This is a genomic window from Mesorhizobium sp. M0166 (assembly GCF_040322255.1).
Lineage (GTDB): Bacteria > Pseudomonadota > Alphaproteobacteria > Rhizobiales > Rhizobiaceae > Mesorhizobium.
On record NZ_JAMYTD010000120.1, the window covers coordinates 1 to 664 of the forward strand.

The window sequence follows — 664 nt, forward strand, 5'->3', positions numbered from 1 at the left end:
GCGGCGGAAAACCTCGCCATGAAAGCCGAGCGGCTGAGACCGACGGCGTGCGACAGACTCTGGACGGTGTGCGCCACGGACGGGCGCGAGGCCATCTCGGCGAAAGCCCGTGCGATCGGCGGATCGCTCAAGATCGAAAAGCGCTCCACCCACGCATTCGTCGAGACCAGGCAGCGCCGGAGCAATGCGAGCAGAACGAGTTTCAGCAACGCCGCCGACATCGGCCCTCCACCAACGTCCTGGGCTGCGAGCTCGGCCATTGCGTAGGCCATCACCTGGTCGAGCTGGTCGTGCACGTCGAACCTCTCGACGATGGGCGTTGCCAGGGAGGCGAACAAGTCGAGCGCCGGACCGTAGTTGGCCCGGAAGGACCCGCACGCAAGCACCAGTGTCGGCTCACCGTCTCCGACGGTGTGCCGCTGCGACGACCCGGCCGTGAAGCCGCCATTGTTGTGTTTGCGAGTGTTCCGTAATGCGGTCGGGTGCTCCGTCGCGGTGATTGTCATCGCCCGCCCAGGCGGGACGATCACCAGCGTGTGTGGTGTCAGGCGTATGGGCGTTTCATCGCCAACGAGGATGAACCCGGCGCCTCGAAGGCAGTAGTGGATGGTGGAGGCGTCGGTGCGGGCAACCGCCAAGTGGGCACCCGCCGCAAGCGCGCACT

General features: G+C 66.3%; 1 protein-coding gene. It reads right to left on the reverse strand.

What is annotated here, in order from left to right; all coding sequences use genetic code 11:
* Positions 1 to 638: cupin domain-containing protein (locus tag NKJ46_RS34690; RefSeq protein WP_352671865.1), on the reverse strand; the 638-nt coding region annotated here is incomplete at its 3' end.
* Positions 639 to 664: the final 26 nt, after the last annotated feature.